Origin of the sequence: Mesorhizobium sp. LNHC252B00, from assembly GCF_000502955.1 — a bacterium.
Lineage (GTDB): Bacteria > Pseudomonadota > Alphaproteobacteria > Rhizobiales > Rhizobiaceae > Mesorhizobium.
Map to the genome: position 1 here is coordinate 32,204 of NZ_AYWO01000029.1, position 26,439 is coordinate 58,642.

The following is a 26,439-nucleotide window of genomic DNA, read 5'->3' on the forward strand; positions in this document are numbered from 1 at the left end:
ATGCAGGAACATGACATGTCCTGGGTGCGCGCCGAAATGGCGCTGGCTGAGCCAGCACCTGCCGGCGTTGCGGGTTTCCAAGCGTGGGTGCGCAAGAACCTGATCGCTTCCACCGGCGACACCATCATGACCATCGCCGGCATCGCCCTGGTGGTGATGATCCTGCCGCAAATCATCAATTGGGCGTTCATCAATGCTGTGTGGACCGGGCCGGACCGGACCGCATGCGCCACCGTGGCGCAAGGCGGCGTCCAGCCGGAGGGCTGGACTGGCGCCTGCTGGGCTTTCGTCAATGCCAAATTCGGACAGTTCATGGTCGGGCGTTATCCGATCGAGGAGCGCTGGCGGCCGATTCTGGTCGCTATCCTGTTCGTGGCGCTGCTGGTGCCGATGCTCATCCCGAAGGTGCCGCGTAAAGGCCTGAATGCCATTCTGCTGTTCTTTGCACTGCCGATCGTCGCCTTCATCCTGCTGGTCGGCGGCATGTTCGGCCTGCCGCATGTCGAAACCTCGCTGTGGGGCGGGCTGCTGGTGACGCTCAGCCTGTCCTTCGTCGGTATTGCAGTTTCGCTGCCGCTTGGCATCGTGCTGGCGCTCGGCCGTCGGTCCAAGATGCCGATCATCAAGACGCTGTGCGTCATCTTCATCGAGACGGTGCGCGGCATCCCGCTGATCACAGTGCTGTTCTTCGCCAGCGTCATGCTGCCGCTGTTCCTGCCGGAGGGCGTCTCGTTCGACAAGTTCCTGCGCGCTTTGATCGGCGTGTCGCTGTTTGCCGCCGCCTATATGGCCGAAGTGGTGCGCGGCGGACTGCAGGCAATCCCCAAGGGCCAGTATGAAGGTGCGGATTCGCTCGGCCTCGGCTATTGGCAAAAGATGTATTTGATCGTCATGCCACAGGCACTGAAGCTGGTCATCCCGGGCATCGTCAACACCTTTATCGGCATGTTCAAGGACACCAGCCTGGTCATCATCATCTCGATGTTCGACCTGCTCGGCATTGTGAAGCAGAACTTCTCCGACCCGAACTGGGCAACGGCGCAGACGGCCAGGTCCGGCCTGATCTTCGCGGCCTTCATCTTCTGGCTGTTCTGCTTCGGCATGTCGCGCTATTCAATGTTCACAGAACGTCGGCTCGACACCGGCCACAAACGCTAAACAAAAGAACAAAAGGGAACCCGTCATGGCCACCGAAAATGCCGTCAGCGCGGAAGAGATCAAGGTCAACGCCGCCAAGATGCAGATTTCGACCACCGATGTCGCCATAGACATCATCGCCATGCACAAATGGTATGGCGAATTCCATGTGCTGAAGGACATCAATCTGAAAGTGATGCGCGGCGAGCGTATTGTCATCTGTGGCCCTTCGGGCTCCGGCAAATCGACGATGATCCGCTGCATCAACCGTCTGGAAGAGCACCAGAAGGGCAAGATCATCGTCGACGGCAAGGAACTGACCAACGATCTCAAGAAGATCGACGAGGTCCGCCGCGAGGTTGGCATGGTGTTCCAGCACTTCAACCTGTTCCCGCATCTGACCATTCTGGAGAACTGCACGCTGGCGCCGATCTGGGTGCGCAAGACGCCGAAGAAACAGGCAGAGGAAATCGCCATGCATTTCCTCAAGCGCGTCAAGATCCCCGAACAGGCCCATAAATATCCCGGCCAGCTGTCCGGCGGCCAGCAGCAGCGCGTGGCGATCGCCCGCTCGCTATGCATGAACCCGCGCATCATGCTGTTCGATGAGCCAACCTCGGCGCTCGATCCGGAAATGATCAAGGAAGTGCTGGAGACCATGGTTGGCCTTGCCGAGGAAGGCATGACCATGCTGTGCGTCACCCACGAGATGGGCTTTGCCCGCAAGGTCGCCAACCGCGTGATCTTCATGGACCAGGGCCAGATCGTCGAGCAGAACACGCCGGCCGAGTTCTTCGACCACCCGCGCCACGAGCGCACGAAGCTGTTCCTGTCACAGATCCTGCACTGATCGTTTTTCCACGGACGCAAGAAGCCCGGCCGAAACTTTGGCCGGGCTCTTTTCGTATGGATCGCCAGGATGTGAGGCAGATGTGTTGCGCCGGAGCGCCACCGCAGGGCTGCCGTCGATGAAGAAGCCCTGGCGATGTCTCGGCCTGGTGGTTGCGGTGGTGACGTTGACGGTTGCGCTGGGTGCGTTGGTGCCGCGGCCGCTGTGGCGGTCGGCCGCCGCGGCAGCACCCGCCGCCACCCACCGCATCCTGGTGTTGAAGAACCCGATCCACACCGACATCGCCATTCCGATCGACGATGCCGTGCGCCAGCGCTTCCACTTCCTGGTCGACGCCGGCATACCCGCCGATAGCCCGGAGGTGCGCTACATCGTCTTCGGCTGGGGTGGCCGCGCCTTCTATCTGGAGACGCCGACATGGTCTGAGTTGAAGGCTGTGCCGGTGATGAAGGCACTGACCGTCGATGCGTCGGTCATGCATGTCGAGGTCGCCGGCGACATCATCAAGGGTCCCGACATTGCCGGCTTCGACATCGGCGAGGAGCGCTTTGCGGCGCTGCTCGATTTCATCGATACGAGTTTTCAGCGGGATCCGACGGGTCCGACCCTTGTTCCGGGCGCGGCCTATTCCAGGTTCGACGGCTTCTACGAAGCCAATGGCCATTTTAACGCATTGGTCGGCTGCAACACGTGGACGGCGGCTGCCTTGCGCATCGCCGGTCTGCGCACCGGCTGGTGGAACCCGCTGCCCGTATCGCTTGGCCTGTCGATGCGGCTTTACAATTAGCGTGGGCATTCCGCGAATTGGCAAGCGTCGCGTTCCTTCACACCCCCCTCTGTCCTGCCGGACATCTCCGGCAGGACAGAGGGGGGTGCTGTCCCACCAACCGATTGTGCTTGTACGCTCAGCGTCGAATGATCTTCTGAGCCCGCCACCCATAGAGCCAGTCCAAATCCGCCGCGAGTTTTTCCGACGAGCGGATTTTCAGGAACACATTGCGCGCGATCGCCACTGGGCCCGCGGCATGCCAGGCAAGGCGGTTGATGGCGCCGCGGCGTGCGACCCTGGCGACGCGCGGCCGCCGCAGGTTCTCCCAGATTTGTAGGCTTTGTGCCGGATCGGCAGGGAAGTCGGCAATGATATCGGCAAGTGTCGCCGCATCCTCGATCGCCATGGCCGCGCCTTGCGCTGCGAACGGCGTCATCGCATGTGCGGCGTCGCCGATCAGCGCGATGCCGTCCGGCATTGTCCAGGGTCGCTTCTGGTCGACCGTATGAAGCGGCCAGGTCAGCCACGGGCCAGCCCCTTCCACCAGTCTTGCAAGGCCAGGCGCGGTGCCGCGCACTGCGCCGGCGAGGATGCCGGGATCGGCATGGCCGGACCAGCCTTCGGCAATGCGTTCGCCCTTGGTGAAGGCGACGAGATTGAAGGCGTCACCCCCGCTGACGGGATAGGCGACCATATGGAAGCCCCGGTGCAGGAAGGTGGTGACGCAGTCCGGAGCGCCGATCGCCGCGAACGCCTGCCCTGCGGCACTCAGCGCGGCAATGGTCGTGCGCCAGGCCAGTTCGCCGGAAAAGCGACTTCTTGGCGAGGCAGCCCCCTTTGCCGCGTCGACAAGCCCGCGCACCGAGGACCAAACGCCATCGGCGCCGACCAGCAGGAACCCCTCGGCCGCGATGGATTTGCCGTCGATCTCAACCGTCGCGGTGATGCCATGGGCTCCGGTGGCAAAACCGTGGAGGCGGGCCCCAGTGACGATCTTGATGTCGGCGATCTCGTCGGCACGCGCCATCAGTGCACTCTGCAGGTCGGCCCTGTGGGCGACGAGATAGGGCAGCTGCCAGCGCGTCTCGGCGACTTGCCCCAACGGCACGCGTGCCAGTTCGCGCAGCGTCGCTGCGTCCTTCAAGACCACGGCTTCCGGCCGCACCGCTGCCGGCAGCAGCCGGTCGAGCACTCCAAGCTGGCCCAGGATGCGCGTCGCGTTGGGAGAAAGCTGGAGGCCGGCGCCTACTGCTTCCAGGCGTTGAGCCTGTTCGAACACCTGCACGGAATAGCCGTGTTTGGCGAAAACAAGCGCTGCGGTCAGCCCGGCGACGCCCGCCCCGGCGATGAGAATTTGCCGGGAACGCATGTCGTTCATCGAGCTTGTCGCGAAAAGAATCAGGCAGCCTGGTCGATATAGATGCAGCCGGCCGGCAGCGTTTCCGTCGCCTTCAGCTTGGGCGAATAGCGGTACAGCGTCGAGCAATAGGGGCAGACTTTTTCATTGTCGTCGCCCATGTCGAGAAACACATGCGGGTGATCGAAAGGCGGGTTGGCGCCCGTGCACATGAATTCCTTGACGCCGATGTCGATAGCCGGGTAGCCCGCATCGTTCTGGAAGTGGGGAATGGAACCGCCTGCCATCGTCGTCTCCTTAACGCAGTCTCTTCTGCATCTGGATCATAACAGGCGTCTTTGCAAGTTCGATGAAATGAAACTGTCGCAAAAGCCTGTCAGAGGATAAGTTAAGCCGGTTAACGCATGACCCGGAAAACCGACTTCGGTTTTCGGAAGGGATCATGCGTTGCCCTGGAGTGGTAGAGCGTCCTTTGCGCGTCCTCGAGGACGCGCGGCGCCCTAGCCGGCAGACTGTGTGGAAGAGCGGAATATGAACGAACTGAAGCCGGTGCAGAGCGAATTCATCAACGTCGAGGCGGCAAGCCCGGAAGGCGGCAATCCGGATCGTTTCGTCAATCGCGAATTTTCCTGGCTGCAGTTCAACCGGCGCGTTCTCGAAGAATCGCTGAACCTCAATCATCCGCTGCTGGAGCGTGTCCGTTTCCTGTCGATCTCGGCCGCCAATCTCGACGAGTTCTTCATGGTGCGCGTCGCCGGCCTCGCCGGCCAGGTGCGCGAAGGCATCGTGCTGAAAAGTCCTGACGGGCGCACCCCCGAACAGCAGCTGGAACAGCTGCTGCGCGAGGTCGAGCGGCTGCAGGAAGACCAGCAGAAGAGCCTGTCTGCGCTCACGGTGCTGCTCAACAAGGAGGGCATCGAGACCATTACCCGCGACGCGCTCACCAAGGACGAGAAAATCTGGCTGGAAGACCATTTCCAGGAGCAGGTGTTTCCGGTGCTGACACCGCTGTCGATCGACCCGGCGCACCCGTTCCCGTTCATCCCCAATCTCGGCTTCTCGATGGCGCTGCAACTGCGTCATCGCAAGAACGGCGAAGAGATGAGCGCGCTGCTGCGCCTGCCGGTGGCGCTCAAGCGCTTCATCCGTCTGCCGGACCGCAAACGCCATGTCCGCTTCATCCCGCTGGAAGAAGCGGTCGGCCTGTATATCGGCAAGCTCTTCCCTGGCTATGAGGTCAAGGGCTCGGGCACGTTCCGCATCATCCGCGACAGCGATATCGAGGTCGAGGAGGAGTCCGAGGATCTAGTGCGCCTGTTCGAGACGGCGCTGAAGCGGCGCCGCCGCGGTTCGGTGATCCGGATCGAGTTCGACATACTGATGCCGGCGGAACTGCGCGATTTCGTCGCTGGCGAGCTTGGCGTCTCGTCGAGCCGCATCAGCGTGCTCACCGGTCCGCTGGCGCTCAGCCAGATTTCCGAAATCGTCGCCGTTCCCCGCGACGATCTCAAATTCACCCCCTACAATCCGCGCTTTCCCGAACGCATTCGCGAGCACGGCGGCGACTGTTTCGCCGCCATCCGCGAGAAGGACATCGTCGTCCACCATCCGTATGAATCCTTCGATGTGGTGGTGCAGTTCCTGCGTCAGGCGATGGCAGACCCGGAAGTGGTGGCGATCAAGCAGACGCTTTACCGCACCTCCAATGACAGCCCGATCGTGCGCGCGCTGGTCGACGCGGCCGAGGCCGGCAAATCGGTCACGGCGCTGGTCGAGCTCAAGGCGCGCTTCGACGAGGAAGCCAACATCCGCTGGGCGCGCGACCTGGAGCGTGCAGGCGTGCAGGTCGTGTTCGGGTTTCTCGAACTGAAGACACATGCGAAGATGTCGCTGGTGGTGCGGCGCGAGGACGGCAAGTTGCGCAACTATGTGCACCTCGGCACCGGCAACTACCATCCGGTCACCGCCCGCATTTACACCGACCTGTCCTTCTTCACCACCGATCCGACGATTGCCCGCGATGTCGCCCAGCTCTTCAATTTCATCACCGGTTATGCCGAGCCGACGGACGAAATGCGTCTGGCGATCTCGCCGTTCACGCTGAGAAGCCGCATCCTGAAGCACGTTGCCGATGAGATTGCCTATGCCGTGGAAGGCAAGCCGGCGCGCATCTGGATGAAGATGAATGCGCTCGTTGACCCGATCATCATCGACGCGCTCTATGATGCCAGCCGCGCCGGAGTCGAGATCGACCTTGTCGTGCGCGGCATCTGCTGCCTGCGGCCGCAGGTTCCGGGCCTTTCGGAGAACATTCGTGTAAAATCGATCGTCGGAAGGTTTCTCGAGCACAGCCGCATCTATTGCTTCGGCAACGGTCACGGCCTGCCGTCGGACGAGGCTGTCGTCTACATCTCGTCGGCGGACCTCATGCCGCGCAATCTCGACCGCCGCGTCGAAACCATGGTGCCGATCATCAACCCAACTGTGCATGAACAGATCCTTGGCCAGATCATGCTTGGCAACATCATGGACAATCAGCAAAGTTTCGACGTATTGGCTGATGGAACTTCCCGGCGCGTGGTGCTGGAGGAGGGCGAGGAACCGTTCAACGCGCAGGAATATTTCATGACCAATCCGAGCCTGTCGGGACGGGGTGACGCGCTGAAGTCGCACGCGCCCAAGCGCATCGCGCAATTCAAGCGCCGCAAGAAGAACGCCGCAGCGTCCGGCTGATGCTGTCTAATTCCCAAGGCCGGTTGCAGGACCGTCGACCGCTGTCCATCATCGACATCGGATCGAATTCGATCCGTCTCGTCGTCTATGAGGGGCTGTCGCGCTCGCCGACCATGCTGTTCAACGAAAAGATGCTCGCCGGTCTCGGCCGAGGCATCGTTTCGACCGGCAAGCTCGACCCCGAGGCGGTGACGCGCTCGATGGAAGAGTTCCGCCGCTTTCGTGCGCTCTCCGACCAGGCCGGCGCCGAACAGATGTATGTGCTGGCCACCGCTGCCGCCCGTGAGGCTATCAACGGTCCCGATTTCATCCACCGCGCCGAAGATGTGCTCAAGACCGAGATCCGTGTGATCAGCGGCCGTCAGGAAGCCTATTATTCGGCGCTTGGCGTCATTTCCGGCTTCCATCCGGCCGATGGCATCGCCGGCGATCTGGGTGGCGGCAGCCTCGAACTGGTCGATGTCAACGGCGAAGCGATCGGTGACGGCATAACGCTGCCGCTGGGCGGCCTGCGCCTGCAGGACATGGCGAAGAACTCGCTGACCCAGGCGGCCAAGATCGCGCGTGACGAACTCGCGAGGGCCAAGCTGTTGAAAGGCGGTCGGGGCAGGCCCTTCTACGCCGTAGGCGGAACCTGGCGAAATCTCGCCCGGCTGCACATGGAAATGACCAACTATCCGCTTGGCGTCATGCATCACTACGAGATATCAGCCGAAAGCGCGTCGAACTTCCTCAAGCAGGTCGCCAAGGCCGAGATCGAGAAGGTCAAGGGGATCGAAGGCGTTTCCAAGAACCGCCGTTCGCTGCTGCCTTATGGCGCCATCGTGCTGCAGGAAATCATGGCGGCGATGCAGCCGTCGAAGATCATCGTCTCGGCGCTCGGCGTCCGCGAAGGCTTTCTCTATTCGCTGCTCGACAAGGCAGAGCAGAAGGCCGATCCTTTGATTTCGGCCTCGGAGGAACTCGCCCGCCTGCGCTCCCGCTCCGTCACCCATTCGCATGAGCTTGTCGACTGGACAGCAAGGACCTTTGCCGCCTTCGGCATCGACGAGACCGAGGACGAGGCACGCTATCGCCACGCGGCGGCATTGCTCGCCGACATCGGCTGGCGCGCGCATCCTGAATACCGCGGCAAGCAGTCGCTCAACATCATCGCACACGCGTCCTTCTTCGGTGTCGACCATCCCGGCCGCGCCTTCCTGGCGCTGGCCAACGCCTACCGTCACGACGGCATCTTCAACGAATCCATCGCCCCTGAAATCAAGGCGCTGGCGACGCCGCGCTATCTGGAGCGGGCCAGGGTGCTGGCGGCGATGATGCGCGTCGTCTATCTGCTGACGGCGTCGATGCCGGGCATCATGCCCAGGCTGAAATGGGAACAGCGCGGCAACGGCGTGCTGGCGCTGGTCTTGCCGGCATCGCTGGCCGACCTCTATGGCGAACGGCCGGCCGGACGCCTGGCGCAACTGGCAAGGATCACCAACCGCCGTCTGGTGTTGGCCGTCGAGGGCGGCCCGAGCGTGTCGGTGAAGTGAACACGGCCTACCAGAGCGTGACTTAACCCACGCGGATATTAGACCAACTCGTTCGCGCCACTTGTCAGCGGCTTCGCGTTTGATGACCGGCTTCCCCCAATCCGTCGCTGCTTCGCAGCGCCACCTTTCCCCCCTCCGGAGGGAAAGGAAGGGAGCCTAGCGTGAGGAGCGTTGGCTAGAATCAGTTCGCGCCCTTCCTCTACCCCGTCGATCGGGGGAGAGGTGGCTCGGCGAAGCCGAGACGGAGTGGGGGTCGACCTGGCTTGGGTGTCGAGGGTTCAACCGGGGGCAATATCTCTGGTTGGTCCGGGGCTGCCCTTAGATTTGAGACGATATCAAACCGCGCCACGCCCATCGACCGACCATACCCCGGCGCCGGCCATGCCAAGTGCCAGGAAGCCGCCTGATATGGCGATGTCCTTCATCAGCATCTGCTGGTGCAAGAAGGCGAGCATCGCATCGCCGCCACCCTGGCCGTAATGGCCGATGAAACCGGCGACAATGCAGAAGGCGGCGAGCAGCAGCGCCGCAATCCGGGTCTGGAAGCCGACCAGGATGAGCAATCCGGCGATGAGTTCGAACAGTCCCGTGCCCCAGGCGGCCAGCGTCGGCAGCGGCAGGCCGAGGCCGGCGAAATAGCCTGTCGTGCCGGCAATGTCGCTCAGCGCGTGAAAACCGGAGGGCACGAACAGGGCGGCGAGCAGCAGCCGGGAAAGCAGAAGCAGCGCGTTGCGGGGCATGTTCACCTCCCGTTGTCGGTCGAGCCGGGCGATTAGCCCATTCCAAGCCGTGATCATAACAGGAATCAACCGGCTGAGACGTCTGTACCGACAACGAAAAAGCGGCGCGGAAAATTCCGCGCCGCTCATTTCAGGTCCTTGGNGCGGAAAATTCCGCGCCGCTTTTTTGTTGAGCTATCGCCAGGCTTGGATCAGCCGCGCTTTGCGTCGATCGAATAGGCGCCGGCGCCGGAGGAAGCCAGCAGCAGGAAGCCGCCAGTGATGGCGAGGTTCTTGAGAAACTGGATCATCTGCATCTGGTCGGCCCAGCCGGTGTGGGCAACCAAGCCGGTGGCGACGGTGAAGACAGCGAGCACCCAGGCTGCGGCCCGGGTCTGGAAGCCGACGAGGATGGCGACACCACCGAGAAGCTCGATCAAGCCGACGATGATAGCCGTTACGGTCGGCAAGGGCAGGCCGAGGCTGCCGAAATAGCCGGCCGTGCCGGCGATGGCGGTGAGCTTGCCGAAACCTGAAAGCAGGAAGATGACCGCAAGCAGGACGCGGCCGAGAAGGATGGTGGTTGAGGCATTGGATGCGCCGGAACCGGCGACTGAAGTGTTGGTGGACATGTTGGCTCTCTCCGGGAAGGGGTTGATGCCGGTGAGATAGAGCATGCGGACTGTTCACCAAAGCCGTCAGACTGGCGACACATTGTTCACAGCGCTTACATTTCCGTGATCGGACGACCTGCGCAAAATTCGCCTCGGGTCAGGACGCGACAGGAGTAAATTCTCCCCTCGCGAAATGTCCTACCCCGGATACGTCATGTCCTCCGGCCGCACCAGCCGGTCATAGTCGGCTTCGCTGACGAGCCCGGTGGCGAGCGCTTCCTCGCGCAGCGTGGTGCCCTTCTTGTGCGCGGTCTTGGCGATCTTCGCCGCATTGTCGTAGCCGATGGTCGGCGCCAGCGCCGTCACCAGCATCAGCGAGCGGTCGAGTGCCGCCTTGATGTTGTCTTCACGCGCCTCGATGCCGACGACGCAATTGTCGGTGAAGGAGACCGAAGCGTCGGAGAGCAGCTGCACCGACTGGAGAAAGTTGTAGGCCATCAGCGGGTTGTAGACATTGAGCTCGAAATGGCCCTGGCTGCCGGCGAAGGTGAGCGCCGCATTGTTTCCGAACACCTGAACGCAGACCTGCGTCATCGCCTCGCACTGGGTTGGATTGACCTTGCCCGGCATGATCGACGAGCCCGGTTCGTTTTCCGGCAGCGACAGTTCGCCGAGGCCCGAACGCGGGCCGGAACCGAGGAAGCGGATGTCGTTGGCGATCTTGAACAACGCAGCCGCCGCCGCGTTGATGGCGCCGTGCGAGAACACCATGGAATCATGGGCCGCCAGCGCCTCGAACTTGTTCGGCGCGGTGACGAAGGCGATGCCGGTGATGGCGGCGATGCGATCCGCCACCTTTTCGGCAAAGCCGACCGGCGCGTTGAGGCCGGTGCCGACAGCGGTGCCGCCCTGCGCCAGTTCCTGCAGCCCGGGCAGCGTCAGCTCGATGCGCTTGATCGACGAGGCGACCTGCGCGGCATAGCCCGAAAATTCCTGGCCAAGCGTGAGGGGGGTGGCATCCTGGGTGTGCGTGCGGCCGATCTTGATGATGTGCGCGAAGGCCTTGGTCTTGGCTTCAAGTGCCTTGTGCAGATGTTTCAGCGCCGGCAGCAAATCGTGCACGATGCGCTCGGCGCAGGCGATGTGCATGGCCGTCGGATAGGTGTCGTTCGACGACTGGCTCATATTGACGTGGTCGTTGGGATGCACCGGCTTCTTCGAGCCCATGACGCCGCCCAGCATCTCGATCGCCCGGTTGGAGATCACCTCATTGGCGTTCATGTTGGACTGCGTGCCCGAGCCGGTCTGCCAGACCACCAGCGGAAAATGGTCGTTGAGCTTGCCGTCTATGACCTCTTGCGCCGCCTCGACAATCGTCTTGCCGATCGAAGGATCAAGCCGCTTCAGCTCCATATTGGCCTCGGCCGCCGCCCGCTTGACGATACCCAGCGCGCGCACGATCGACGCCGGCTGCTTTTCCCAGCCTATCTTGAAGTTGCCGAGAGAACGCTGCGCCTGCGCGCCCCAATAACGGTCGGCGGCGACTTCGATCGGGCCGAACGTGTCGGTTTCGGTTCTGGTCTCTGCAGCGGTCACGGGTCTCTCCTTGTCGAAGTCGGCAACGGCGTATCGCGTTGCACAAACGGCTTCAAGCGGAGATTGCGGGCGGCAATGATGCAAATCGGTTGAAGGTGCGCCTCCGCCTTCTCACGTAAGGAAAAAGGCGGAGGCGCGTGTCGGCTTGCCTCGAATGTCCTGAACGGCCAATCAGGCTAGCGGCGGCCCCACAATGTCGATGCCATTTTTTGCGCAGAGCTGTACCAGCACCGCGATGATTTCCGGTGTCGGTTCCATCTGCGGCGGCAGCTCTGGCTGTTCGGCGGGACGGCTCGCTTGACGCAGCATCGTCTCGAAGTCGGAGCCGCGCGTGATGGTTAGGGTTCGCGCACCGTTTGGAGATTCGACCCGGTAAGTGTGCGGTAGGCCTTTCGGCGCAATGACGGTTTCGCCGGCGTCTGCAATGCGTTCGTGGCCGTCGATTTCAAAGCGTAATCTCCCGTCCAGGAGGTGAAAAACTTCGTCTTCCCTGCGATGCACATGCAGTGGCGGAGAGTCGCCATAGGGCATGCGATGCTCGACGACGCAGATGCCGTCTTCTCCTGCGGCCGCCGAGACGTGGATCGCGACGAGCGTGTTGTTGAACCAGAAGAGCTCCTTGCCTGTGATCGTCCGGGCGGTCATTGTCATGGCTGTCTGATCCTTCTGTTGCTGTGCCGATGACCACCTAACCAAGGACATGCCCACAGCGGAAATCGAATGATCATATGGGGCGAATTGATGCGATGAATTTGAATGCGCTCGACCTCAATCTCGTCAGGGTGTTCGACGCCCTTCTGCGGGAGAGAAGCGTTACGCGTGCCGGCGAGCAGATCGGCCTCAGCCAGCCTGCCGTCAGTGCCGCGCTCAATCGCTTGCGGCATCTCCTCAACGATCAGTTGTTCGTTCGGCGGGGCAATGACATGATGCCGACGCCGCGCGCCGAGAGCTTGGCCGAGCCCTTGCGCGTGGCCCTTCGCGAAATCGAACGCGTCTTCCATTCGGCGAAGGCGTTCGATCCGGCGGAGCTGGAGCGAACCTTCACGTTCATGGGTGCCGATTTCTTTTCCATGCTGCTGATGCCAACCCTGGCGGCACGCATCGCCGGCGCCGCGCCGCGCGTGTCGTTAAGGTTTCTCGATAGCGCGCGCGGCGACGTTTCGCGGCTGCTCCAGGAGGATGAAATCGACGTAGCGCTCGAGCGTCCGCTGGAGGTCTCCGACTGGGTCTCAAGCACGCCTCTGTTCCATTCACCATTCGCCATCATCGCCGCGGAAGACAACGCTGCGATCAGGCAGGCGGGTACTGCCGAAGGCGAGCCTTTGCCGATCGAGCTTTTCTGCGAATTGCCCCATATTCTTCGTTCTATTGATGGCTCGATGTCGGGCGCCACCGACGAGGCGCTCCGCAAAATCGGACGAACGCGTCGCGTAAGCCTGACACTGCCGCACTTTCAGGCTGTCGCATTGGCAGTGGCAAATGGAAACCACCTCGCAGCGGTTCCCAGGCAGTTCGCCGTTTGGGCGGCGAGGACCCTGCCGCTCGTCATCTTTGAACCGCCGCTCCCCATTGCCGTTCCTGAAATCAGAATGTACTGGCACGCGCGCCACGACGACGAGTCACCTCATCGCTGGGTTCGCGATCAGATCCTGGAGGCGATAGCCTCACTCGGATTTGTGGAAGGCGGGGCTACTGAAAATGCCGGCGCCTAGTCTGGTGCAGGGATCGATCACCCCACCGCATGGCCACCGTCGATCGACAAAGGCCGTCACTGTCCAGGCCGCCTCGTCGCTCGCGAGATAGACCGCGATGCTGGCTGCGGGCAGCGTCAAGTTTTTCGGTGTCGCGGCCGACGATCAGGACGCCCCCCGCCGGCTCTCCGGCAAAGCGCGCTCCGGCAGGTGCCGCACTCGAATCGCCTCAATCATCTCCCAAGTTGCGAACGCGATGTCGGCGAGAGGCGCAAGGTCTCAATTGGCTTGGTCAGGCTGAGTTGCGCGGCCTGCCAAATGGCCTGCCATGCCAGCGAGGCGGCGAGCGCGGCTTTGTGGCGGACATACGCCTCGGCGCTGTCAAAGCCAGCGACGGACATGAAGACGTTTTCATCAGCCCGTACCGGCAGGCGCGGAAAACTGTTTTCGGCATGCTCGGTGACGAAAGCAGCGAGCAGGTCTGCTCCAGACGCCGTCATCAGGGGTGCCGTTTCGGCCTCGAAGTGCCTCCCGAAATCAACCTCCATGCCGGGCTGCAAATGATGAATCTCAATGACAACGAGGCCAGTCGGCGGCCTGTCTTGAATTGAGTTTTCGTCGGTGGCCAGGCTTGGACGCTGCGCGCCCGTAAGGTCGAAGCCGGCGCCCGGCCATGCGGGCTTCAGCAGCAGCACGTCGTCGGAATCGATCATTGTCGCGTTGGCCGCATGTTTGTGCGCCGCCCAGACCGGGCCGTCATAAAAGGCGGCGAGAGCATTTGTCCGCGCATCCATGCCGTCGAAGCCGCGCATCCAGACGAACATGTCCGGGCGATCGAGATCCCGGAACTGGCCGATGATGGTCATTCCAACGTCCTCCTGGCCCTCGATCAGCTTGCCGTCGAAAATGTCGATAAGCGTGTCGCGCTGTCCGGGCTTCAGCGTGTATTGCCGAAGCTCGACGACAGGCGAGGCGAGCACCGATGGCTTCGGCGCGGCATTCAGGGGCATGTTCATCCAACTCTCCTCAAAAACAGGGTGATCATCCTGTTTATAAAACAGACCGGTTGTCCTGTTTTGTCAATATGCTAGAGTTCGGCAATGTCAGCAGAGATGAACGTTCAATCAAAACCGCGCCCACGAAAACGCATCAACGACCCTGAAGGCATGCGCAAGAAAGTGCTCGATGTCGCCGAGGACGCGTTCCAGGCGTGCGGCTATCACGCCTCCAGCCTCGGCGACCTGATGGCGGCGGCGGGCGTCAGCGGCGGTGCACTGCATCACCATTTCCCGACAAAGAAGGCGCTCGCGCTGGCGGTAATTGACGAGCGTGTGGCGGCAGCGGTGGAACAGACATGGATCGCGCCGCTGCTGGCGGCTGCGTCGGTGCGCGAAGGCGTGCGCGCCGTGTTCGAGGCGGTGGCGGCGGAACTGGAGCAGCAGGGTTTCGTGCGTGGCTGCCCGCTCAACAATTTGGCGCATGAGCTGTCGCTCGCCGATCCCGATTTCCGGATTGCCCTTGCAGGTATTTTTGCCGATTGGCGGCGGGCGATTTCGGACAAGGTGCGGGCCGACCAGCGGGCGGGCAGGGACGAGGGCACAGATCCCGAGCGCTTTGCCGCGCTGGCGGTCGCCACCTATTCCGGCGCCATGTCGATGGCCAAGACGGCGCAGGATCCGAGCGTGCTGCGGGACTGTTTGGCGGGACTGGAGCGGAGTGCGCTGTCGTCATCTCAAGGCGGACTGGCAGCCAGGCGACGTCGCCGGGTGCTGCCACGACCAAGAACCCTTTGATGTCACAGTGATAACACGCTGCGTTGACTTGGCGCGCCAGCTCTAGCTACTGCGCCCGCGGCTTTATCGCCTCATAGCGTTCGGAACTTGCGCCTTCGTCGTAGCGCCTCGGCAGCCTGGTTCTCGAAGGGCGGAGATGCAGGCCTTTGGCACGATGTCGAATGGCGGCAAGGAGAGGCGCTGGACGGCCGGCCGCTCTCCATGCTGAAATTCAGCTCATGATGAATAGCCGTTCGCCTGGATTGTTTTCTCGTCGCAGCTTTTTGGCGCAGGCCGTAGGTTTTGCCGCGGCCGGCGCATCGTCGCGCCCGGCATTCAGCCAGACCGGCCTACGCATCCAGCCCATCGACGCCACCTTCCTGTTCATCGCCGATGTTCATGCCTGCCGTATGGCGAGCGGCTTGAGCCCCAACTGCCGGCAGGAAGGAAAGACCGACGCGGCCCTGCTGCGCAACGTGACGGCGCTCAACGGTCTCGCCGACAAGGACTGGCCCACCGAGATCAACGGTGTCGCCAGTGGCCTGCGCTCGGCGGGCGGCCGCATCGGCAGGCCGCTCGGCCTCGTCGTCGGCGGCGACATCACGGACGATGGCGGCGGCCAGATCACCCAGCCGAGCGAGGGCACCCAACTGCTCCAGTTCAGCCAGCGCTACCAGCAGGGCGTCGGCCCCGATCGCGTGCACATGCCCGTCTATGTCGGGCTCGGCAACCATGATCTCGACCAGAACGGGCCGCCGCGCCATGTCAATTGGTACCGGCGCGAATTGCGCGACTATGTCGAGGTCAATCATCGCGCCGGCGTCTTCTTCAAGCCGCCGGTGCCGGCCACCGATTATGATGTCGCCACCGACTGCTATTCCTGGGACTGGGGCGGCCTGCATCTGATCCAGACGCATCGTTTTGCCGGCGACACCGGTCACGGCGCCGTCTCCAGCCTGCCGTGGCTGAAGCAGGATCTGGCGACCTATGCGGCGGATGGTCGTCCGGTCATCCTGTTCCAGCACTATGGCTGGGACACCTTCTCGATAGAACGCTGGGATGCCGCCAAAAGGCACTACGACGATGACGGCTCCGGTGCACCGCACTGGTGGAGCGAGGCCGACCGGCAGGCGCTGCTGGCGGTGCTCAAGGGCTACAATGTCGTCGGCATTTTCCATGGCCACCAGCACGACCCGCCGCTGATCTATCGCAGGGATGGTCTCGATCTGTTCAAGCCGAAGGCTGCCTATATGGGAGGTTTCGCGCTGGCCAGGGTGACCGGCAACGGCTTGGACGTGGTGCTGGGCGAGGCAACCGGCGATCATGGCGAGGTCGCTTTCACCAATGCCTTCAGCAAGGGCTGGAGTACATGAAGAGGCGACCCTCGCGGCCGCCTTTTCCGTATCTTCTGGGAATCTTGAATTCGGAGCAATTCATCCGCGCGCGGCTAGCGAGCCGGCGTCGGTTGGGTTCCAGGCGTCGCCCGGGCAGCAGATCAGGTCGTGCCGCCGCCTCCCGAGGCAAGCTTGGCGGGCTAGGCTGTGAGCACGCGCCGACCAAGGGATTCCAGGGGTCATGCGTGCGGGGAGAAAAATGGCTGAATTCACGCTCTTCATCGGCAACAAGTGCTTCTCTTCGTGGTCGCTCCGGCCATGGGTGGCGATGCGGCATCTGGAGATCCCGTTCGACGAGAGCTTCGTACGGCTGCGCACGCCGGAGACCTTCGCAAATCTGGCGAAAGTGTCGCCGACCGGCCAGGTGCCCGTCCTGAATCACAATGGCAAAACCATCTGGGAAACACTTGCTATCCTCGAATATCTGGCTGACCTGTTTCCAGACAAAAGGCTTTGGCCGGCCGACATCGACGCCCGCGCCCTGGCGCGCTCGGTGGCGACCGAAATGCATTCGGGTTTTCGCGAGGTCCGCTATGGCTGGCCGATGAATTTGCGACGGCCGAAGGGCCACAAAGAGCTCGACGCCGAAGGTGAACTACAGCGCGAGCGCATAGAGACGATCTGGCGCGAGTGCCGGGAACAATACGGCAAGGGCGGCCCGTTCCTGTTCGGCCATTTCACCGCGGCCGACGCCATGTATGCGCCTGTCGTCACCCGCTTCGACACCTACGGCGGCACGCTTGCGCCGGACACACGCGCCTATGTCGACGCCGTTCTTGCCACCCCGGCGATGCGCCATTGGTATGCGGAAGCGGCAAAGGAGACATGGCCGGAACCCGGCCCGGACGAATGAGCTTCTTCCCCGCCTGGTCGCCCGGACGGTTCTCGAAGCATGCAGAACCAACGATTGCCGACCCTCCTCGGCTGACGGAAACCCCGATCGTGAAGGCCTGCTCATAGGGCTTTGCTTTGCGCACAATCCGTACTCAGACATAAGGGCACAGCGCCAGATCCCGGCACGCCGGCGGTCACTGGCGTTTCACCAGCACCCATCTGTGCCCAACGGGACCCTTACCCCTCGCGCCTCAACACCGCGACCATTGTTGCCATTTACGATCGCGCGAAGTCGAACTTCAACCAAAGCGTGTGATGACGCTTCTCGGCGCGCTGGATTGGCTCAGATTCTGGAGGATTTCAGGGTAGGTTGGTGTGAAGATGCAGATCGAATCTGTATCGCTTGGCCAAGATGGCTGCGGGCCAGAAGCGTCCCCACCAAGCCGGAGCAACAGAAGCACAACACCACTTGATCCTTTACAATGAACCAAAGGGCGAACAACGGGGACGGCACATGTCGGCGAGTGCTTATGCATTGATTGGATTCATCTCATGGGCGCTGGGCCTGCTGATCGTGATGGAAGTCATCCGGACCTACCTGGTGATCTCTGGGCAAGTCGCGGCAAACGGCTTCACGCCAGATAACGCAGCACTCACCCCCTTCATGCAGAGGCTGGCCCGCGCCCACGCCAACTGCATTGAAGGGCTTCCAATCTTCGGAGGTCTGCTAGGCGTCGCCATCATTATCGCAAGAACAGATGTCACGAATCCGCTTGCCTATACCCTGTTAGGTGCACGGATAGTGCAGTCGATGATCCACCTCGTCTCCACGACCCAACTCGCGGTTAGTCTCAGGTTCACCGCGTTCGCCGTGCAAATGGTGATCGGTGCGTATTGGTCCTGGGTGCTGTTGATCTGAAGAGTGCCGCGAGTTCAGAATCACGGCGGTCTTTCAACTGAAAAAAGCCGCCGGTTCAGCGGGTAAGAGAACGAGGTTGGGGGCCTATCGCGAAGATCCTATCGGGATGGAAGTCGACCAGCGCTCTGCCAGAGTGAAGTTGCCAAACTCACCTGGAGCATCCAAGCCAACACCACCCAAGCCCCGGCCGCTATCCACGTCGATCTTGGCGCGACATTTGCGCCGCAACCGGACATCGCCTTCGCAGCGAAATCCGGGGAGGGAGGGAAAGCCCCGCTCGATACCGGCCAGCCGGTTCGTCACCATACAAGAACGCCCCTCGCACGTTTTATTGTACGGGAGGCGTCCTTTGTGTCAGCGTCCCTGAGATCGCTCTCTGAAACTGCTGACACAATGAAATGCATGGGCGCGAAATTGGTTCCCGGCATGCTGCTATTTTTTTGATGGAACAGGCGCCTTGGTTTCTGTGCCCGGAGCCGCCGGCGAATGGATCCTCGCCAGGCGCGTCTGCGTCGAATCAGGTGAGAAGAAAACCAGAAATTGACACGCCGCCAAAAGAAGCCTACAAGGAATTCGTCGATATTTGTTTGACTGACTTTTGTTATCCGCGCTTTCGAGCGCGCCTTTGACGAACTTCCCACATCAAAAATCGGGACAAACGACGTCATGCATCCGCATGGCGTCGAACGAATATTTGCCATGGAAAGGGTTCGTCATGAGCACCGGCACAGTTAAATGGTTCAACGCCACCAAAGGTTTTGGTTTTATTCAGCCTGACGACGGCTCTGCCGACGTTTTTGTCCACATCTCGGCCGTAGAGCGCGCCGGCATGCGCGACATCGTCGAGGGCCAGAAGCTCGGCTACGAGATGGTCCGCGACAACAAGTCGGGCAAGATGTCCGCCGACCAGTTGAAGGCGGCCTGAAAAAAGAATTCAGCTCTCCCGGTGACCACGGATGTACTGGCACCGGTGAGTGGCGAATTCGAGCGCATGGCCGCGGAGACCTGAGTTTCCACGGCATGTCATGCGCATGAGAAGGGCGTTCCCGTGCATCCCCCGTGCATCCTTTTGGATGTCACTTGGTTGCGCGGCGCTCTCATGAAGGTCAGGCGGTGCCTGGCCTTTTTCATTTTGCGCGTCTTGCCGCTGAAAATACGCCGCGCGCCGACCTGGACGTGCTATGGGACGCTCCAGCAATTGAATCCGCTGCCGTATGGCTTCGTGCATGGTCCCGACCGAAGATCCGGTCTTGCTCCATCGTCACGGGCTCCTGACAGGAGAAAGATTTTGACCGCTCAATCGAAGACAACAGCCGAACAGGCCGTGTCCTTGTTCAGCAAGACGCAAACCCAGTCGATGTCGCTCAACCGTATCAATTCCGAGCGCGATGCCGTCAGCCAAGCGCGTGAAGCCAAGACCGCGCGCTTGCGCGAATTGCGCCTGGAGAAGGAGGCCGATGAGTTGGCCGCCGCCGCGGCGCTCGCCGCTTTGCCGAAGCGAACCGGAAGACGCTGATGGCTACCAAGCGCGTGCCTCCGAGACTGATCGCCGCCGATTCGACCATCGCCGACGTGGTCGATGGCCTCAACAAGCCCGTCGAATATGTGCGCCGGGTGCTGGAAAAGCTGGAGCGCTGCAAACGCGCTCATGGCGATGCCCAGGTGCGGGTCGGCGTGCGCGGTCGCGCCGAATGCCCGAACTATTTGATCGAATATGTCCGTGAAGACGCCAAGACCCATGAGCGCGTGACCCATCAGGACGCCGCCTACAGCGGCAGCACGCATCGCGAGCTGGCTGTGCACCATATCGCGGAAGTCAGAAACTGGTCGCCCGAGGAAATGAACATCACGGCGGTTTCGGCGTTGATCGGCCGCCTGCGCAATCCACGTGCACCAACATCGCGCTTCGTCGACGAGGACTGACATGGCCATAAAATTCTCCACCAAGGACCAGCCGGCAGCACCGGCTGCCACCGCAAAACCGGCCAAGCCGGTTGCCGCGCCGAAAGCCAGCGAAGCTGCCGAGACCGCGACCGATCTGTTCAAGTCGCCGGCCGAAGCGTCGTCGCGCAAGACAGGCAAGAAAAATGACAGGCAAGAAGAAATGACAGGCAAGAAGAAATAGCCCCTTGCCGCAAGACGCCGATCGCAATCCTGCCGCGCCGGGGCTGTCTGCCCTGGTGGCCGCTGCAAGTCCTTTGTCGTCGCAGCGCGGCACCGCTGCTCTGTTCGACTGCCAGAGCTGCGGCGCCTGCTGTTGCTACTCGGCCGAGTGGCCGCGCTTTTCCACCGAGGACGATGCGCAGCTCGACCGCATCCCAGAAAAATATGTAGCCGCCAATCTGTCCGGCATGCGCTGCGAGGGCGTGCGCTGCTCTGCCCTGTGCGGCGAGATCGGCAAGTCGACCGCATGCGGCATCTATGAACTCCGCCCGGACGTCTGCCGCGCCTGCATGCCTGGTGACGACGATTGCCTGATGGCGCGCCGGGCGCACGGATTGCCGGTGTAGCTGCTAATCTACCCCACAAAGGGGGAGATTAAGCTCACCGCCGCTTGTGCGCCATTGTCCGCCCCGATACCTTCCGCCGGGCGGGGCAGCGGAGGATTTCATGAGCATCGAATTTCTGTTGACGTCGCTGATCGTCGTGGCTTCGCCCGGCACCGGCGTTCTCTACACGCTGAGCGCCGGCCTGTCGCGCGGCGCGCGGGCCTCGATCATCGCCGCCTTCGGGTGCACGCTCGGCATCATCCCGCATATGGCGGCCGCCATCACCGGCCTTGCGGCACTGCTGCACACAAGTGCCGTCGCCTTCGAGACGCTGAAATATCTTGGCGTCGCCTACCTGCTCTACATGGCTTGGAACACGTTGAAGGAAAAGGGTGGCCTGAGCGTCGAACAGGATGTGACGCCGCGCTCGGCCCGCAAGGTGATTGCCACCGGCATCCTCGTCAACGTGCTCAATCCGAAACTGTCGATCTTCTTCTTCGCCTTCCTGCCGCAATTCGTCAGCACCACCGAACCCAACGCGTTGTCGAAGATGCTGGAGCTCAGCTCCGTCTTCATGCTTTTGACCTTCGTGGTTTTCGTCGGCTACGGCGTCTTCGCCGCCTCGATCCGCAGCCATGTCGTGTCGCGGCCAATGGTGCTGACCTGGATGCGCCGAACCTTCGCCGGAGCCTTCGTCATGCTCGGCGCAAAGCTGGCGCTGGCCGACCGGTAGAAACCGGTTCGCGGGTCCTGTCGTCTTTGCGCAAAATCCCTGCCAGATAGTCAGAAGGCGAGCCCAAGCTCGCCTTCATCTGCTCTTCAACTCCGGGCAATCACTTGTTGGCGCCGCCGAGAGCCTTCAATTTTTCGCAGAACGGTGCGTGTGGTTTGCTCATCGCAGCGTCCTGGCATTCCTTCATCATCATGGCCTGATCGTCCTTGGACATCGCTGCCCAAGCGGCCTTCATTTCTTTGTCGGATTTCATCGTCTTCATGCTCGAATCGGTGAAGAACGGTTCCATCATCTTGGGCGAGTCGAGCGCCCCGGCAAATGCCGTGCCGCTGAAGACAGCCAATGCGAGTGCTCCAAAGCAGGCGGTTCTAATGCTCATCGCACGAGTCCTCCCTCATGGGTTTTCTCGATCGTCGAATGGCGGTCGCGCCCGGTTCTAGCACAGATTGAAATAGTTTAGGACTAACTCATATGGCTGTGGTCGGGCGTCCTCGTGCATCAATTGGATTAGCGGAGGCTTACCGACGCATGGCGCCGACCTGTTGCGCCGCACCTTCGGCGCCAAGCTGGCGCTGGCGGATCGGTAGCGCCGGCCGGCGCTACCTCTTCACATAGCCCTTGGCCTCGACGATCCGGCCGCCAGCGACACGCATCAAATTGACGCCGCGCAGCGAATTGCCGTCGGCCATGCAGTAGCGCCAGCGGATCGTCGCCCGGTCTCCAGCGACGAAGGTCTCCTCTAGGTCGAAATGCGTGCCGGGTCCGGTCGCAATCGCCGACCACAGTTCGATACAGGCTGCCTTGCCGGCGTGGCGGGCACCGTCCGGCGCCGGCGTAGTGTTCTCGATGACGCAGTCTTCCGCCACCAGTCCGTCCAGCGCTGACGGGTCGTGGCGTTGGAACACGTCGTTGAAGCGACGCATGATCTCGGCCGTTTCGGCGGAGCGCCGAGCCGTTGCGTTGTCGATGATGATTTCCTGTGTCACTGGATTGCTCCTTCCTTTCAGTAATCCGTGGCGGTCGCGACGAGCTCGGCCTTGAGCGTGATGTTTGCCACGCCGGCCAGCGCACGCGAGACAAGGCATGCTGTTTTCGTCGTCTCTGCGAGTTTCTGGAATTCATCCGGGGTAAGGCTCGGAATCTCGGCTTGCGTCTCAATCTCGATGCGGGTGATCGTCGGCCCGGCGGCGGTTGTGCCGAGATGCACCTTGGCGATGGTGCTGATGCTTGTGGGGATATGACCGGCCGTGCCCAGTTTGGCACTGAGCGCCATTGAGAAGCAGCCGGCATGCGCCGCGGCGATCAGTTCTTCCGGATTGGTGCCCGGACCGTTCTCGAAACGCGACGGGAAGGAGTAGGCGCCTTCGAACACGCCGCTGCCGAGCCTCAGCCTGCCCGAGCCCTCCTTCAGTGTCCCTTGCCACTCGGCCGATGCTTCACGAATTGTCATTGTCGTCCTCCCTTGGTTTGAAAAAATCGGTGGGTCAGGCGCCGTCGACGATCACCTTTCCGAAGACGTCGCCCTGCTGGAAATAGTGGTAGGCATCGCTGGCCTCGGTGAAGGCAAAGACCTTGTCGATGACGGGCCGCAGGCGGTGCTGTGAGATAGCGCGCAGCATGGCTTCGAGATTGGTCCGGCTGCCGACGAAGAGACGGCTGATGGTGGCGAGGCTGCGCTGGTAGAGTGCCGTCGGCATCTGGATCGATCCGCCTTTCGCATCCTGTAGCGTCAGCAGCACGATGTGTCCGTAAAGCGTGCTGGAGATCAGCGATTGCGCGAAGGTCGCCGGGCCACCCGTCTCGACGACGAGATCGATGCCGCCGGTCTGGTCGCGGACGGTCGCACCCCATTGCGGCATATCCGATGTCGAGATCACCAGGTCGGCGCCCAGCGCGCGCAGCCTGTCGGCTTTCTCCCCGCGCGAGGTGACGGCGACGACACGGCAGCCGAGCAGCTTGGCGAACTGCAGTGCAAAAAGCGCGACACCGCCCGAGCCGATGACCAGAACCCATTGGCCGGGTGTCGGAATTCTGGCTCCCGTGACCGCATTCCAGGCGGTCAGGCCGGCGCAGGTCAGCGTTGCGGCCTCCTGCCAATCGAGATGATCGGGCAGCCGCACCGCCCATTGTTCATCGAGAACGGCGTATTCGGTCAGCATGCCGTCCAGCGTGCAGCCGAGCTGGTCGATGAGCCCGGCATTGATGCGGCCGTCGATCCAGCGTGCGAAATAGCTGCCGGTGACACGGTCGCCGACGGCAAAGCGGGTGACGGCATCGCCGATGGCGACAATCTCACCGGCTCCGTCGCTCAGTGGGACGACGCCCTGGCGCGGCGGCAGCGGGTAGGTGCCGTTGAGGATCATCGTGTCGCGACGGTTGAGTGAGGTGGCGCGAATACGCACCACGATCTCATGCGGTTTCGGCTTCGGCTGTGCCTCATCGCGCATCACCAGGCATTCGGCCCCGCCGGAGCCTTCAAGGCGATAGGTTTGCATTCGGCTACCTCGTATATATAGACTGATCTACATATTATGTAGACCGATTGTCATATTCGACGCAAGGCCTATAATGCTCACTGCTGACAGAGGTTGACATGGCGAACGACACCCGTACCCGCATACTCGAGACGACGGGGCTGCTGCTGCGGCAACGTGGCTACCATGGCACCTCGCTCAACGACATCTTGAGCGCCAGCGGCGCGCCCCGCGGTTCGCTCTACTTCCATTTTCCCGGTGGCAAGGACCAACTGGTCATCGAGGTGACGCGTGCCAGCGTCGCCGATGTGACGGCGCGGTTGGGCGAGGCGTTGGCCGCCGAGCGGGATCCGGCGGTGGCCGTCCATCATATCTACCAGTCGGTGGGGCGCATGCTGGAGGACAACCAGTTTTCGCTCGGCTGTCCGATCGCGCCTGTCGTGCTGGATTCGCCGACCGACGTGCCGGAACTGGCGGATTTGTGCCGTTCGGCCTTCGAACAGTGGATAGGCCTGCTGCGCGACGCCTTCGTCAGGGCAGGGGTGTCCGAGCGCCGTGCCCATGCCTTGGCGCTGCTGGTCGAATCGTCGCTGGAAGGGCTGATGGTCATCGCCCGCGCCACCCGCGACCGCGCCCCGCTACAGGCGGTGGCCGACGAGGTCGCGGCGCTGATCGAAGCCGCGGTGCTGGCTGGCGAGGTACGACAGCGCGCGGATGCCGTCATCTAGCCTGGCCTCCAAGCTTGAGCCGTTCGACCTCAAAAACAAAAAGGGCGCCTTTCGGCGCCCTTTCCGTATCTGAAGGCTGAATGAGGCTGGATTAGAAATCCATGCCGCCACTCAAGCCCGCTTGCGGGCTTGAGCAATGTTGGTTGATGGGCGTGCTTTATGGATTTCTTAGAAATCCATGCCGCCACTCAAGCCCGCTTGTGGGCTTGAGCAATGTTAGTTCATGGGTGTGCTTTATGGATTTCTTAGAAATCCATGCCGCCCATGCCGCCCATGCCGCCGCCGCCCATGCCGCCAGGCATGCCGCCGCCAGCCGACTCCTTCTTCGGAGCCTCCGCGATCATGGCTTCGGTGGTGACGAGCAGGCCGGCGACCGAGGCCGCGTCCTGGAGGGCAGTGCGCACGACCTTGACCGGATCGACGATACCCATGGCGATCATGTCGCCATATTCGCCGGTCTGGGCGTTGTAGCCGAAGGTCGCGCCCTTGTTCTCAAGGATCTTGCCGGCAACGATCGATGCTTCCGCACCGGCGTTGGCCGCGATCTGGCGGGCCGGAGCCTGCAGCGCACGACGAACGATGTTGATGCCGGCGGCTTGGTCGGCATTGACGCCTGTGGCCTTGATGTTGGCCGAAGCGCGCAGCAGGGCTACGCCACCACCAGCAACGATGCCTTCTTCGACAGCCGCGCGGGTCGCGTTGAGGGCGTCATCGACGCGGTCCTTCTTTTCCTTGACTTCGACTTCCGTCGCACCGCCGACGCGGATCACCGCAACGCCGCCCGCGAGCTTCGCGAGACGTTCCTGCAGCTTCTCCTTGTCGTAATCCGAAGTGGTCTCTTCGATCTGCTGCTTGATCTGGGCAACGCGGCCCTGGATCTCGGCCTTCTTGCCGGCGCCGTCGACGATGGTGGTGTTCTCCTTGGAGATCGACACCTTCTTGGCGCGGCCGAGCATGTTGAGGCCGACGTTCTCGAGCTTGATGCCGAGGTCTTCNCTCCTCGATCTGCTGCTTGATCTGGGCGACGCGGCCCTGGATCTCGGCTTTCTTGCCGGCGCCGTCGACGATGGTGGTGTTCTCCTTGGAGATCGACACCTTCTTGGCGCGGCCGAGCATGTTGAGGCCGACGTTCTCGAGCTTGATGCCGAGGTCTTCGGAGATGACCTGGCCACCGGTGAGGATGGCGATGTCTTCCAGCATGGCCTTGCGGCGATCACCGAAGCCCGGCGCCTTCACGGCGGCGATCTTCAGGCCGCCACGCAGCTTGTTGACGACCAGCGTGGCCAGAGCCTCGCCTTCGACGTCTTCCGAGATGATGAGCAGCGGCTTCGAGGTCTGCACGACGGCTTCGAGAACCGGCAGCATCGCCTGGAGGTTGGAGAGCTTCTTCTCGTGCAGGAGGATGTAGACGTCCTCGAGCTCGGCAACCATCTTGTCGGCGTTGGTGACGAAGTAGGGCGAGAGGTAGCCGCGGTCGAACTGCATGCCTTCGACGACTTCGAGTTCGGTCTCGGCGGTCTTGGCTTCCTCAACCGTGATGACGCCTTCGTTGCCGACCTTCTGCATCGCTTCCGCGATCATCTTGCCGACCGACTCGTCGCCATTGGCAGAGATCGTGCCGACCTGGGCAACTTCCTCGGAGGTCTTGATCTTCTTGGCAGCCTTGCCGAGCGCTCCGACGACTTCGGTCACGGCCAGGTCGATGCCGCGCTTCAGGTCCATCGGGTTCATGCCGGCGGCAACGGCCTTGTGGCCTTCCTGGACGATCGACTGCGCCAGAACGGTCGCCGTCGTGGTGCCGTCGCCGGCGATGTCGTTGGTCTTCGAAGCAACTTCGCGGACCATCTGCGCGCCCATGTTCTCGAACTTGTCTTCAAGCTCGATTTCCTTGGCGACGGTGACTCCGTCCTTGGTGATGCGCGGCGCGCCGAACGACTTGTCGATGACGACGTTGCGGCCCTTGGGGCCGAGCGTGACCTTCACCGCGTCGGCGAGGATGTTGACGCCGCGCAGCATGCGCTCACGGGCATCGCGGGAGAATTTTACGTCTTTGGCAGCCATGTTTTAGCTCCTGGCAGGGGCTCGGATAGAGCCC

The 26,439-nt window shown here is 62.1% G+C and carries 28 protein-coding genes and 2 pseudogenes; 17 read left to right on the plus strand and 13 right to left on the minus strand.

The genetic code is table 11. The annotated features are described in order from the left end of the window. The 3 genes from X744_RS144705 (at position 1) to X744_RS144695 (ending at position 2,774) form a co-directional block, all read left to right on the plus strand. The gene (locus X744_RS144705) at positions 1 to 1,158 is read left to right on the plus strand and encodes an amino acid ABC transporter permease (RefSeq protein ID WP_023761949.1); all 1,158 of its coding nucleotides are present in this window, start codon (positions 1 to 3) and stop codon (positions 1,156 to 1,158) included. 25 nt (positions 1,159 to 1,183) lie between these two features. Beyond that, positions 1,184 to 1,987, plus strand: coding sequence for an amino acid ABC transporter ATP-binding protein (locus X744_RS144700; protein WP_023761950.1), 804 nt, complete (start codon positions 1,184 to 1,186; stop codon positions 1,985 to 1,987). A gap of 118 nt (positions 1,988 to 2,105) precedes the next feature. Beyond that, positions 2,106 to 2,774: a TIGR02117 family protein gene (locus X744_RS144695; protein WP_023761951.1), complete on the plus strand. Its 669-nt coding sequence runs from the start codon at positions 2,106 to 2,108 to the stop codon at positions 2,772 to 2,774. A 118-nt stretch (positions 2,775 to 2,892) separates the two neighbouring features. Here X744_RS144695 and X744_RS144690 read toward each other — a convergent pair whose 3' ends face one another. Both X744_RS144690 and X744_RS144685 read right to left on the minus strand, forming a co-directional pair. Next, positions 2,893 to 4,134 (minus strand): FAD-dependent monooxygenase, encoded by a 1,242-nt coding sequence (locus X744_RS144690; RefSeq protein ID WP_023761952.1) that lies wholly within the window; start codon positions 4,132 to 4,134, stop codon positions 2,893 to 2,895. 20 nt (positions 4,135 to 4,154) lie between these two features. Next, on the minus strand, positions 4,155 to 4,400 hold the full coding sequence (locus X744_RS144685; protein ID WP_023761953.1) for a zinc-finger domain-containing protein: 246 nt from the start codon (positions 4,398 to 4,400) through the stop codon (positions 4,155 to 4,157). A 244-nt stretch (positions 4,401 to 4,644) separates the two neighbouring features. On the opposite strand from X744_RS144685, the gene X744_RS144680 reads away from it, so the two are divergent. Together X744_RS144680 and ppx are read left to right on the plus strand one after the other, a co-directional pair. Beyond that, the gene (locus X744_RS144680; RefSeq protein WP_023761954.1) at positions 4,645 to 6,846 is read left to right on the plus strand and encodes an RNA degradosome polyphosphate kinase; all 2,202 of its coding nucleotides are present in this window, start codon (positions 4,645 to 4,647) and stop codon (positions 6,844 to 6,846) included. Then, on the plus strand, positions 6,846 to 8,381 hold the full coding sequence (ppx, locus tag X744_RS144675; RefSeq protein ID WP_023761955.1) for an exopolyphosphatase: 1,536 nt from the start codon (positions 6,846 to 6,848) through the stop codon (positions 8,379 to 8,381). The genes X744_RS144680 and ppx overlap by 1 nt, the downstream gene beginning before the upstream one ends. A 335-nt stretch (positions 8,382 to 8,716) precedes the next feature. On the opposite strand, the gene X744_RS144670 is transcribed toward ppx, so the two are convergent. The 4 genes from X744_RS144670 to X744_RS144655 form a co-directional block, all read right to left on the minus strand. Beyond that, complete coding sequence (locus X744_RS144670) at positions 8,717 to 9,121, minus strand: DoxX family protein (RefSeq protein WP_023761956.1); 405 nt, start codon at positions 9,119 to 9,121, stop codon at positions 8,717 to 8,719. A gap of 191 nt (positions 9,122 to 9,312) precedes the next feature. Beyond that, positions 9,313 to 9,732 carry a DoxX family protein gene (locus X744_RS144665; protein WP_023761957.1) on the minus strand — a complete coding sequence of 140 codons (420 nt, stop codon included), beginning with the start codon at positions 9,730 to 9,732 and terminating at the stop codon, positions 9,313 to 9,315. Positions 9,733 to 9,912: 180 nt separating this feature from the next. Further along, positions 9,913 to 11,310, minus strand: coding sequence for a class II fumarate hydratase (fumC, locus tag X744_RS144660; protein ID WP_023761958.1), 1,398 nt, complete (start codon positions 11,308 to 11,310; stop codon positions 9,913 to 9,915). Between the two features lie 171 nt (positions 11,311 to 11,481). Further along, positions 11,482 to 11,961 (minus strand): cupin domain-containing protein, encoded by a 480-nt coding sequence (locus X744_RS144655; protein WP_023761959.1) that lies wholly within the window; start codon positions 11,959 to 11,961, stop codon positions 11,482 to 11,484. Between the two features lie 77 nt (positions 11,962 to 12,038). Between X744_RS144655 and X744_RS144650 the strand changes: the two genes are divergently transcribed. Then, positions 12,039 to 13,022, plus strand: coding sequence for a LysR family transcriptional regulator (locus tag X744_RS144650; protein ID WP_245266823.1), 984 nt, complete (start codon positions 12,039 to 12,041; stop codon positions 13,020 to 13,022). Between the two features lie 212 nt (positions 13,023 to 13,234). Here the strand turns inward: X744_RS144650 and X744_RS144645 are convergent, their stop codons facing one another. Continuing rightward, positions 13,235 to 14,017, minus strand: a complete 783-nt coding sequence (locus X744_RS144645; RefSeq protein WP_023761961.1) for an NIPSNAP family protein — start codon at positions 14,015 to 14,017, stop codon at positions 13,235 to 13,237. Positions 14,018 to 14,113: 96 nt separating this feature from the next. Here X744_RS144645 and X744_RS144640 point away from each other — a divergent pair, with 96 nt between their 5' ends. The 10 genes from X744_RS144640 to X744_RS144600 all read left to right on the plus strand — a co-directional run bounded on the left by X744_RS144640 (position 14,114) and on the right by X744_RS144600 (position 21,142). Beyond that, positions 14,114 to 14,794, plus strand: coding sequence for a TetR/AcrR family transcriptional regulator (locus X744_RS144640; protein ID WP_023761962.1), 681 nt, complete (start codon positions 14,114 to 14,116; stop codon positions 14,792 to 14,794). 218 nt (positions 14,795 to 15,012) lie between these two features. Next, entirely contained in the window at positions 15,013 to 16,146 is a 1,134-nt protein-coding gene (locus X744_RS144635) for a metallophosphoesterase (protein WP_023761963.1), read from the plus strand. Between the two features lie 220 nt (positions 16,147 to 16,366). Then, positions 16,367 to 17,020, plus strand: coding sequence for a glutathione S-transferase family protein (locus X744_RS144630; RefSeq protein WP_023761964.1), 654 nt, complete (start codon positions 16,367 to 16,369; stop codon positions 17,018 to 17,020). Positions 17,021 to 17,413: 393 nt separating this feature from the next. Further along, a complete protein-coding gene (locus tag X744_RS144625; RefSeq protein ID WP_245266825.1) occupies positions 17,414 to 17,920 on the plus strand; it encodes an MAPEG family protein in 507 nt (168 codons plus the stop codon). A 715-nt stretch (positions 17,921 to 18,635) separates the two neighbouring features. Beyond that, entirely contained in the window at positions 18,636 to 18,845 is a 210-nt protein-coding gene (locus X744_RS144620; protein ID WP_010915421.1) for a cold-shock protein, read from the plus strand. 363 nt (positions 18,846 to 19,208) lie between these two features. After that, entirely contained in the window at positions 19,209 to 19,436 is a 228-nt protein-coding gene (locus X744_RS144615) for a hypothetical protein (protein WP_023761966.1), read from the plus strand. Beyond that, a complete protein-coding gene (locus tag X744_RS144610; protein WP_023761967.1) occupies positions 19,436 to 19,843 on the plus strand; it encodes a hypothetical protein in 408 nt (135 codons plus the stop codon). The genes X744_RS144615 and X744_RS144610 overlap by 1 nt, the downstream gene beginning before the upstream one ends. Position 19,844: 1 nt before the next feature. Then, the gene (locus X744_RS05225) at positions 19,845 to 20,045 is read left to right on the plus strand and encodes a hypothetical protein (protein WP_023761968.1); all 201 of its coding nucleotides are present in this window, start codon (positions 19,845 to 19,847) and stop codon (positions 20,043 to 20,045) included. Between the two features lie 4 nt (positions 20,046 to 20,049). Further along, positions 20,050 to 20,430, plus strand: coding sequence for a YkgJ family cysteine cluster protein (locus tag X744_RS144605; protein WP_023761969.1), 381 nt, complete (start codon positions 20,050 to 20,052; stop codon positions 20,428 to 20,430). 100 nt (positions 20,431 to 20,530) lie between these two features. Continuing rightward, positions 20,531 to 21,142, plus strand: a complete 612-nt coding sequence (locus X744_RS144600) for a LysE family translocator (RefSeq protein ID WP_023761970.1) — start codon at positions 20,531 to 20,533, stop codon at positions 21,140 to 21,142. A 100-nt stretch (positions 21,143 to 21,242) separates the two neighbouring features. Here X744_RS144600 and X744_RS144595 read toward each other — a convergent pair whose 3' ends face one another. From X744_RS144595 to X744_RS144580, 4 genes are all read right to left on the minus strand, one after another. After that, on the minus strand, positions 21,243 to 21,521 hold the full coding sequence (locus X744_RS144595; RefSeq protein WP_023761971.1) for a hypothetical protein: 279 nt from the start codon (positions 21,519 to 21,521) through the stop codon (positions 21,243 to 21,245). A gap of 220 nt (positions 21,522 to 21,741) precedes the next feature. Then, the gene (locus X744_RS144590; RefSeq protein ID WP_023761972.1) at positions 21,742 to 22,128 is read right to left on the minus strand and encodes a nuclear transport factor 2 family protein; all 387 of its coding nucleotides are present in this window, start codon (positions 22,126 to 22,128) and stop codon (positions 21,742 to 21,744) included. Positions 22,129 to 22,145: 17 nt separating this feature from the next. Next, positions 22,146 to 22,592, minus strand: a complete 447-nt coding sequence (locus tag X744_RS144585; RefSeq protein WP_023761973.1) for an OsmC family protein — start codon at positions 22,590 to 22,592, stop codon at positions 22,146 to 22,148. Positions 22,593 to 22,626: 34 nt separating this feature from the next. After that, complete coding sequence (locus tag X744_RS144580) at positions 22,627 to 23,637, minus strand: NAD(P)-dependent alcohol dehydrogenase (protein ID WP_023761974.1); 1,011 nt, start codon at positions 23,635 to 23,637, stop codon at positions 22,627 to 22,629. Between the two features lie 98 nt (positions 23,638 to 23,735). On the opposite strand from X744_RS144580, the gene X744_RS144575 reads away from it, so the two are divergent. Continuing rightward, positions 23,736 to 24,344: a TetR/AcrR family transcriptional regulator gene (locus tag X744_RS144575; RefSeq protein WP_023761975.1), complete on the plus strand. Its 609-nt coding sequence runs from the start codon at positions 23,736 to 23,738 to the stop codon at positions 24,342 to 24,344. Between the two features lie 245 nt (positions 24,345 to 24,589). On the opposite strand, the pseudogene X744_RS0138125 reads toward X744_RS144575, so the two are convergent. Next, a pseudogene (locus X744_RS0138125) lies at positions 24,590 to 25,339 on the minus strand (TCP-1/cpn60 chaperonin family protein); the annotation flags it as partial. A 1-nt stretch (position 25,340) separates the two neighbouring features. After that, positions 25,341 to 26,405, minus strand: a pseudogene (gene groL, locus X744_RS0138130) (chaperonin GroEL); the annotation flags it as partial. Between the last annotated feature and the right edge of the window lie 34 nt (positions 26,406 to 26,439).